At 71.3% G+C, this 7,693-nt stretch carries 6 protein-coding genes; 3 read left to right on the plus strand and 3 right to left on the minus strand.

Translation table 11 applies throughout. From position 1 onward, the window contains the following. Positions 1–990, plus strand: a 990-nt coding sequence (locus tag GTW67_RS33720; protein ID WP_161168536.1) for an MFS transporter, incomplete at its 5' end; no start/stop codon positions are given. A gap of 33 nt (positions 991–1,023) precedes the next feature. Here the strand turns inward: GTW67_RS33720 and GTW67_RS33725 are convergent. Continuing rightward, positions 1,024–3,144: a PQQ-dependent sugar dehydrogenase gene (locus tag GTW67_RS33725; protein ID WP_161168537.1), complete on the minus strand. Its 2,121-nt coding sequence runs from the start codon at positions 3,142–3,144 to the stop codon at positions 1,024–1,026. 263 nt (positions 3,145–3,407) lie between these two features. Between GTW67_RS33725 and GTW67_RS33730 the strand changes: the two genes are divergently transcribed. Both GTW67_RS33730 and GTW67_RS33735 read left to right on the plus strand, forming a co-directional pair. Further along, a complete protein-coding gene (locus tag GTW67_RS33730; RefSeq protein WP_161168538.1) occupies positions 3,408–4,130 on the plus strand; it encodes a lysophospholipid acyltransferase family protein in 723 nt (240 codons plus the stop codon). A gap of 67 nt (positions 4,131–4,197) precedes the next feature. Next, the gene (locus GTW67_RS33735) at positions 4,198–5,235 is read left to right on the plus strand and encodes an NAD-dependent epimerase/dehydratase family protein (RefSeq protein ID WP_202438052.1); all 1,038 of its coding nucleotides are present in this window, start codon (positions 4,198–4,200) and stop codon (positions 5,233–5,235) included. A gap of 58 nt (positions 5,236–5,293) precedes the next feature. Here GTW67_RS33735 and GTW67_RS33740 read toward each other — a convergent pair whose 3' ends face one another. Both GTW67_RS33740 and GTW67_RS33745 read right to left on the minus strand, forming a co-directional pair. Beyond that, positions 5,294–6,913: an alpha/beta hydrolase gene (locus GTW67_RS33740; protein WP_161168539.1), complete on the minus strand. Its 1,620-nt coding sequence runs from the start codon at positions 6,911–6,913 to the stop codon at positions 5,294–5,296. Positions 6,914–7,043: 130 nt separating this feature from the next. Then, positions 7,044–7,693 (minus strand): urease accessory protein UreD (locus tag GTW67_RS33745; protein WP_161168540.1); only part of this gene is annotated, 650 nt, incomplete at its 5' end.

The following is a 7,693-nucleotide window of genomic DNA, read 5'->3' on the forward strand; positions in this document are numbered from 1 at the left end:
GGCGCGTCCACCTTCATCGCCGAGTACGCGCCCGACAAGCGGCGCGGTTTCTTCGGCAGCTTCCTGGAGCTGGGCACGCTCGCCGGGTACACCGGCGCCGCCGGTCTCGTCACCGCCCTCACCGCGGGGCTCGGCAGCGACACCATGGACGCCTGGGGCTGGCGCATCCCCTTCCTGCTGGCCGCGCCCCTCGGCATCGTCGGTATCTATCTGCGGCTGAGGCTGGACGACACGCCCGCGTTCCTGAAGCTGGAGGGCTCCAACGTCCACATCTCCGAGGCGGCGAACGCCGTGGAGACGACGGCGCGGGGCGACCTCGCCAAGATCTTCCGTGCGCACTGGCGTCCGCTGGTGCTGTGCATCGCGCTGGTCGGCGCGTACAACATCACGGACTACATGCTGCTGTCGTACATGCCGACGTACCTGTCGGACGAGCTGGACTACAGCGAGAGCCACGGTCTGCTGATCCTGGTGGCCACGATGGTGCTGCTGATGCTGATCATCAACCAGGTGGGCCGGCTCTCCGACCGGTTCGGCCGCAAGCCCGTGCTGATGACCGGCATGATCGGCTTCTTCGTGCTGTCCGCGCCGGCCTTCGTACTGGTGCAGGACGGCAGTCTGCTCGCCGTCTCCGGCGGCATGCTGATGCTCGGCCTGTCCCTGGTCTGCCTGCTCGGCACGATGTCGGCGGCGCTCCCGGCGATGTTCCCCACCAATGTCCGGTACGGGTCGCTCTCGGTGGGCTACAACCTGTCGACGTCGCTGTTCGGCGGGACCACGCCGCTGGTCATCACCGCCCTGATCAGCGTGACCGGCTCCGACATGATGCCGGCCTACTACGCGATGGCCGCGGCCCTGGTCGGTGTCGTGGCGGTGGCCTGCATGAAGGAGACGGCCCAGCAGCCGCTCGCCGGGTCCCCGCCGTCGGTGCAGACCGAGGAGGAGGCCGCGGAGATGGTGGAGGCGCAGGCGCCGACGCCGAAGTTCTGACCGGCCCCGTCCCGTGTGTGTCCGGCCCGCCGGTCAGTCGGCCGGCGTCAGCGCGACCTCGGCACTGCCGGAGAGGGCCGGGAGCCCGTCCGGCGGAGTGTCCGTGTAGGAGGCGTTGAAGACCGCCCTCAGGTTGTCCGCCCCGGCGTGACCGCCGTCCACGAACGTCTTGAACGATCCGGAGCAGCCGGTGCTCGACGACAGCGGGTGGCCGTGCGTGTCGTGGCCCAGGATGAACGAGACGCTGACCTTGGAGCAGTCCACCGGCTGGTCGTCGGTGACGGTGACCTCCCAGGTGACCGTGTCACCCCAATGGAAGGCCGTGCCGCCGTGCGGAGCGGGGTCGGTCGTGAGGGAGACGACCGGCGCCTTGTTGCCGACGACGACCGGGACCGAGGCGGCGGCCGAGCGGCCGGTGCTGTCGGTGACCTTCAGCGTGGCGTCGAAGACGGCGTTCTCCGTGAACGTGTGCGTCGGGTTGGCCTCCCTGGAGTCCACTGTGCCGTCGGCGTCGAAGTCCCACGCGTAGCGGAGGGCGTCGCCGTCGGCGTCCTTCGTGCCGGCGCTGGAGAACCGGACCGTCAGCGGGCTGGTGCCGTTGACGACGTCCGCGGCGGCCTTGGGCTCCGGGGTGCGGTTGCCCCGCGTGAAGTCGATGCGGGCCAGCTGGGCCTCGGGCAGCTCCGCGAAGTACCCGGTGCCGTACTCCAGGACGTACAGGGCGCCGTCCGGGCCGAACTCGGCGTCGATCGGGCCGTCCGTCGTGATCGAGGACAGCGCGTTCTCGATCTTCTGGACCTGGTTCCGCTTGCCGAGGGTGAGGGCGAGCATCTGGTCGCGCGTCCACTCGTAGAAGAGCGGCTTGCCGTCGAAGTACGCGGGCCAGCGGTTCTCGGCCTTGTTCCGCTTGTCGTAGCGGTACGCCGGGCCGCCCATGGGGGCGATGCCGCCCGTGCCGAGCTCCGGGAACTCCTCGGAGGCGCCGTAGCCGTAGATGATCTCCGCGTCGGCGACCGGCGGCAGCAGGCTCCGGCCGGTGTTGTTCCGGGAGTCGTTGACCGGCTTGGCACAGTCGAAGGCGCCGCTCGACTTCTGGGTGGCGAAGTCGTAGTCCTGGTACGGCATGTCCTGGCTCACGCAGTACGGCCAGCCGTAGTTGGCGGGGCGGTCGATGACCATCCACCGGCCGTGGCCGGCGGGGCCGCGGTCGGGCTTCGCCGTGTTGGCGTCGGGCGAGTAGTCGCCGACGTAGACCTCGCCGGTCCTGTCGTCCACGGCGAAGCGGAACGGGTTGCGCAGGCCCATGGCGTAGATCTCGGGACGGGTCTTCGGGGTGCCGGGCCGGAAGAGGTTGCCGCCCGGGATCGTGTAGCGGCCGTCCTTCTTGACCTTGATGCGCAGGACCTTGCCGCGCAGGTCGTTGGTGTTGCCGGCGGTGCGCCGCGCGTCGAAGACCGGGTTGCGGTCGGGGCGGTCGTCGAGCGGGGCGTAGCCGTCCGAGGCGAACGGGTTGGAGTCGTCGCCGGTCGACAGGAACAGGTTGCCCTTGCCGTCGAAGTCGATCTTGCCGCCGACGTGGCAGCAGATGCCGCGGTCGGCCGGGACGTCGAGGATCTTCTGCTCCGAGGCGAAGTTCAGCTTGTTGCCGTCGAGCTTGAACCGCGAGAGCCGTGTGACGCCCTTGTACTTGGCGAAGTCGGCGGCCGTGCCGAACTCCGGCGCGTCGCCCTCGTTCACGCCCGGGGTGGCCGGGTCGTCCATGGGGGTGTCCAGGCGGGGCGAGTAGTAGAGGTAGACCCACTTGTTCTTGCTGAAGTCGGGGTCGATCGCTATGCCCTGCACGCCCTCCTCGTCGTGCTGGTAGAGGCCGGCGGGGCTCTTCTTCATGTCGGCGGCGAGGAAGTTCACGCCGCTCTTCGGGTCGTTGATCCGCACCTCGCCGGTGCGCGCGGTGTGCAGCACCCGCCGGTCGGGCAGGACAGCGAGGGCCATGGGCTCGCCCGGACGGTCGTTGAGGGTGACCTTCTGGAAGGCCGACGCGGCCGGCGGCGCCGGGTCCGACGGGGCGGCTTGGACCGTGGGGACGGTCAGGAGCCCGGCGGTTCCGGCCAGTACCGCGGCCGCCGTCAGGGTGACGATCCGTCTGTTGCGCACTCGGAACTCCTTCGTACTGGTCGGCGGCCGCTGAGGAGACCCGGGGCTCGCCCGGCCGGCCGCTACAGGTGAAACAGGTGAAAACCCGTGCGGAGTGAGTCGGTTGGACGCTAGAGGGCCCACTTTCCCCTCGTCAAGGACAAAGACCGAACTTTCTCGGGGAAAGGGAGTTCCACACCCAGGACAAAGCTTGTGGCGGCTGGTGATGGGCAGTCAGGTGACCCAGCATGGGGACAGCATCAATCCGGGTGAGAGGGCGAACCATGTTCTACTACGTGCTCAAGTACGTACTGCTCGGCCCGCTGCTGAGGCTGGTCTTCCGCCCCCGGATCGAGGGGCTGGACCATGTGCCGGACTCGGGCGCGGCCATCGTCGCCGGGAACCATCTGTCGTTCTCCGACCACTTCCTGATGCCCGCGGTGCTGCGGCGCCGCATCACCTTCCTCGCCAAGGCCGAGTACTTCACCGGCCCCGGTCTCAAGGGCCGACTGACGGCGTTCTTCTTCCGTAGCGCGGGACAGATCCCGGTGGACCGCTCCGGCAAGGAGGCGGGGCAGGCCGCGATCCGCGAAGGACTCGGCGTGCTGGACCGGGGTGAGCTGCTCGGCATCTACCCGGAGGGCACGCGCTCGCACGACGGCCGGCTGTACAAGGGCAAGGTCGGTGTCGCGGTGATGGCGCTGAGGGCCGGGGTGCCGGTCGTGCCGTGCGCGATGATCGGCACGTTCGAGGCGCAGCCGCCCGGCCGGAAGATCCCGAAGGTGCACCCCGTGGTGATCCGTTTCGGCGAGCCGCTGGACTTCTCCCGCTATGCGGGCATGGAGGGGGAGAAGGCCGTGCTGCGCGCCGTGACCGACGAGATCATGTACGCGATCCTGTCGCTGTCCGAGCAGGAGTACGTCGACCGGTACGCGGCCGACGTGAAGGCCGAGGAGGCGGAGCGGGCGGCGAAGGGCCGGCGCTTCCCCCGGCTGCCGCACCGCTAGACGCCCGCGGTCTGCCCTCGGCAGAAGGGCGTGGCCCGGTGGGAGGGGGTGCGCCTACGGTCCCCGTATGACACGAGCTGTGGTGATCGGGGCGACGGGGCAGATCGGACGGGCGGCCGTGGGGGCGCTGGCCGGCGACGGCTGGGAGGTGACGGCCGTCTCGCGCGGCGGCGGCCGCGACGCGGACTGGCCCGGGGACGTACGGGTGGTGCGGGCCGACCGGGAGGACGACGCGGCGCTGTCCGCGGCGGTCGGCGACGGCTGCGACGTCCTGGTGGACATGGTGGCCTTCGGGGCCGGGCACGCCCGGCAGTTGGTCTCGCTCGCCGGGCGCGTCGGCTCGGCGGTGGTGATCTCCAGCGTGTCGGTCTACGAGGACGCGAAGGGCCGGAACTTCGACACGCAGGCCGAGCCCGGCGGCTTCCCCGAGTACCCGGTGCCGCTCACCGAGGAGCAGCGCACGGTCCGGCCCGGCGACACGTCGTACAGCACCCGCAAGGCGGCCCTGGAGACCGGACTCCTCGCCGCCGGGGACCGGTTGCCGGTGACGCTGCTGCGCGCGGGCGCGGTCCACGGGCCGCACTGCCGGACCCCGCGCGAGCTGTACTTCGTCAAGCGCAACCTGGACGGCAGGCGCCGGCGCGTGCTCGCGTACGGCGGCGAAAGCCGCTTCCACCCGGCGGGCGTCCGGAACATCGCGGAGCTGATCCGGCTGGCCGCCCCGCGCCCGGGCACGCGCGTGCTCAACGCCGTCGACCCGGACGCGCCGACGGTCGCGGAGATCGCGGCGGCGATCGACACGGTGATGGGCGTCGAGACCGAGGACGTCCTGGTGGACGGTCCGCCGCCCGTGGACGGCGTGGGCGACACGCCGTGGTCGGTGCCCGCGCCGGTCGTGTGCGACATGACGGCGGCACAGCGGCAGTTGGGCTACCGCCCGGTCGCCCGGTACGCCGAGACGCTGCCGGACACGGTCGCCTGGATCGAGGAGCGGCTCGCCGGGCGGGACTGGCGGGAGGCCTTCCCGAAGATGGCCCAGAACTACGGCGAACTCTTCGACTACGCGGCGGAGGACGCCTGGCAGGCCGGTACGGCCGGCGGGTGACAGGGGAAGGGGGCGACCGGTCGGACCGGCCGCCCCCCTTCGGGTCGTGCTGCGGTGACTACGGCTTGGGCGTGGCGTGTGGGGCGCAGGTCGCGTCCCGGGCGTCCAGCTTGCCGGTGAGCAGGTAGGCGTCCACCCGGTCGTTGATGCACGGGTTGACCAGACCGGTGACGCCGTGGGAGCCGGCGTCCCGCTCCGTGATCAGGCGGGAGCCCTTGAACCGCTGGTGCAGTTCGACGGCGCCCTCGTACGGCGTGGCCGCGTCACGCTCGGACTGGACGATCAGCACGGGGGGAAGTCCCTTGCCGGTCTTCACGTTGAGCGGGGTCTGCTGCTTGACCGGCCAGGTGGCGCACGGCAGGTTCATCCACGCGTTGGCCCAGGTCATGAACGGGTGGTCGCGGTGCAGCTTGGTGTTGTCCCGGTCCCAGGTGCGCCAGTTGGTGGGCCACTTGGCGTCCGTGCACTCGACGGCCGTGTACACGGCGTTGCCGTTCTCCGAGGAGGCGTTGCCCACGGTGTCGGACAGGTCCGGGGCGGCGGCGTCGACGAGGGCCTGGGTGTCGCCGGCGACGTACTTGCTGAAGATCGCCGCCGTGGGGGCCCACGAGGAGTCGTAGTACGGGGCGCCCTGGAAGAAGGAGATCAGCTCGGCCGGGCCGACGACGCCGCCGAGCGGGGCCTTCTCGGCGGTGGCGCGCAGCTTGAGCCACTGCTCCTGCACCTTGGCGCGGGTGTTGCCGAGGTGGTAGGTCGCGTCGTTCTTCGCGACCCAGTCCTGCCAGTCCTTCCAGCGGCCCTCGAAGGCGACGTCCTGGTCCAGGTTGGCCTGGTACCAGATCTTCTCGCGGGACGGGTTGACGACGCTGTCGACGACCATCCGGCGCACGTGGTCCGGGAAGAGGGTGCCGTAGACGGCGCCGAGGTAGGTGCCGTAGGAGACGCCCAGGTAGTTGAGCTTCTTCTCGCCGAGCGCGGCGCGGATGACGTCCAGGTCGCGCGCGGTGTTCGGCGTGGTCATGTGCGCCAGCATGTCGCCGCTGCGCTCGAAGCAGCCCTCGGCGTACTCGGCGGCGAGCTTGCGCTGGGCGCGCTTGTCGGCCTCGGAGCGCGGCACCGGGTCCGGCTTGGGCGCCTTGACGAACTCCTGCGGGTCGACGCAGGAGATGGGCGCCGACCTGCCGACGCCGCGCGGGTCGAAGCCCACGAAGTCGTAGGCCTTGGCGGTGTTGGCCCACACCGCGTTCTTGCCGGTGACGCGGGTCGGGAAGCGCAGGCCGGAACCGCCGGGACCGCCCGGGTTGTAGATGAGCGCGCCCTGACGCTCGGACTTGGTGCCGGTGTTGCCGATGCGGTCGACGGCGAGCTTGATCTGCTTGCCGTACGGCTTGGCGTAGTCGACCGGGACGGTGACGTAGCCGCACTGGATCGGCTTCGGCAGGTTCCAGTCGGCGGGGCAGTCCTGCCAGTCGATACCGGCCTTCGCCGCGCGGGCGGCGGCGACGGCGGCGCCGCGTGCTTCGCGGTCCCAGCCCTGCCCGTGCCCGTGTCCCCGGCCGGTGGCCGGACTGGCGCTGGCCGCCGGTGCCGTGACGGCGCCGGCTATCAGCGTGGCGGTGACAAGTGCTCCGGCCGAGCCGATCGCCGCGGCTCTCCGGTGCAGCCTGGTCTTCCTCAAGTGGCCCTCCCCGTACAGGGTGTCGACAAGTACGGGGATCCTCGCGGCTGTGACTTCCCTGAGAACAGGGCTCGCGCCACTTCTTTGCCAATCCGATAAACGGAGAAGGGTGTCCGTGGGGCGGAGAGGCTCAGTCCAGGGAGGCCAGCGCCTCGTCCAGCAGCCGCCGCAGCCGCAGCGCGTCCGGCGCCACCGCGGTCACCAGCACGGCCGGCCCGGCGAGCGGCATGACGGCCGCGCCCTCCCCGACCATACGTGCGGCCGGCGGTTCGGTGGCGAACGACGGCCGTACGACGACGGCCTGGCCGACGGCGCGGTGACCGGCCAGTCCGGCGGGGCCGTCCCAGCCGCCCGGGGCGCCGGGGCCGCAGGACAGCTCCTGGTCGAGGACGGTGCGGCCCCCGACCCGTACGGCAAGACGGCTGGTGAGCCGTCCCGGTTCCTCGCCGGACCGTCCCAGCACCTGTTCCTCGCGCAGCACCAGGCGGGCCGTGGGGGCGACGTCGGCGTACGTGGTCACGTGCAGGTCGCTGCCGTTCGCGGAGATCAACTGCTCGGGCAGCCAGTGCAGTTCGGCGTCGTCGGCGACGCCGAGCCGGACGTCGTAGCGGGCCCCGGCCTTGTCCTGACCCGGCAGTGCGAGGGTGGCGGCGGCGGAGCCGACCCGCAGCCGGGCGCCCTGCACCGCCTCGGCGGTCACCGTGAAACGGTCGCCGCCGAGCGGCCCGCTCATCGCGCCGACCAGCAGCACCCGGGCCTCGGCCCCGCTCCCCCGGGTCC

Origin of the sequence: Streptomyces sp. SID5910 (assembly GCF_009862125.1) — a bacterium.
Lineage (GTDB): Bacteria > Actinomycetota > Actinomycetes > Streptomycetales > Streptomycetaceae > Streptomyces.